This window comes from Shewanella sp. SG41-4 (genome assembly GCF_014164505.1).
In the GTDB taxonomy this organism is placed as follows: domain Bacteria; phylum Pseudomonadota; class Gammaproteobacteria; order Enterobacterales; family Shewanellaceae; genus Shewanella.
In genome coordinates, this window is sequence record NZ_JACJFI010000615.1 from 1 (window position 1) to 1,254 (window position 1,254).

The window sequence follows — 1,254 nt, forward strand, 5'->3', positions numbered from 1 at the left end:
AAGCAAACTAATACCCATTTTATAATCTATAAGGTATGAAATTTAAGATTATGGAGTGGTCAATCTTTTGACCACTCCATAATCTTAAATTTCATACCTTATAGATTATAAAATGGGTATTAGTTTGCTTTCAATAGCTTTTACATTCTCTTTTGGCACTTGAAGATTAAGTACTCCATTTTTAAATGAGGCTTTTATATCTGCTTCATTTGGCCTGCAATCAAGTGTAAAACTGCGTACATACTTACCAGAGCGACGTTCTTTTCTAATCACACGTCCACCTTCTTTTTCTTCATTCTCTTCATCTGTAGTCGCTTCAATGGTGAGTAAATCACCATTGAGTGTGACATGAAGATCTTTTTTTTCTACACCCGGTAAATCAGCATTAATTTCATAATGATCAGCTTTATCATTGATATCTACTCTTGGACTAAAAAAATCCAAGTCCCTTGTGCTTTGAAACACGGGGGAATAGAAGTTGTCAAAAATATCAGTCATATCAAATAGAGAGTTTCTAGGAATTAAGTTCATAATAAAATCACCTTTCAGAGAGGAACAGTTCATCACGTTGATTTGGAACAGCAATCAATATGACGTAATCTTATACACAACAAACTAATCATAACGGTTAAATAATGAACACAACATGATGCAGATCAAATATTTACTCAAAATGTGATGTTAATCTATATCATTGTTTATATTGGCAATTCCTTTTAGCTACAGGCTTGTTGAGCTTATGACTGCATAGCGTGACATCAATTAATTCCAGTAAATCGCTACTAACTATCATCGCAGGCAAAACTGGTGATGGTCTAGGCAAACATTGACTGAAGCGAAAGAGTTTTTAGGCAGAGTGCCAATGAGAATGATTGTCTTGGAAGAGCCAGTGGAGTATGAATTTGGGATGAGCGACCAACACTAAAATAAACTGTCAACCGAGGAGTTAATCCGAATGGGGTCAAGAGTATATTCTTTGTAACCGTCTAGCGAACCATACCTATTGCTTAAAATTCCAGGGTAACAAGCTATCGATATTGGGTTCTGGTTTACACAGTTTATCAAGGCAACCGTGATTTAATCAAATGGGATTAGACCATTTATATTGGCGGTTTCCACAATACTGTAAAGGGTGGCACTGGCATGTGCACCGTTAGCCGTTTGGCTAAATAACCAATTCTTTCGGCCTATCACAAACGGTTTTACTGCACGTTCAGCTCTATTGTTATCGATGCTGAGTCGTCCATCATCCAC

Annotated in this window: 1 protein-coding gene and 1 pseudogene; both read right to left on the bottom strand. The window is 36.5% G+C overall.

All coding sequences use genetic code 11. The features are described from left to right. Positions 1 to 105: 105 nt before the first annotated feature. Positions 106 to 531, bottom strand: a complete 426-nt coding sequence (locus H5202_RS22685) for an Hsp20/alpha crystallin family protein (protein WP_182774007.1) — start codon at positions 529 to 531, stop codon at positions 106 to 108. 469 nt (positions 532 to 1,000) lie between these two features. Further along, positions 1,001 to 1,254: pseudogene (locus H5202_RS22690) on the bottom strand (IS66 family transposase); the annotation flags it as partial.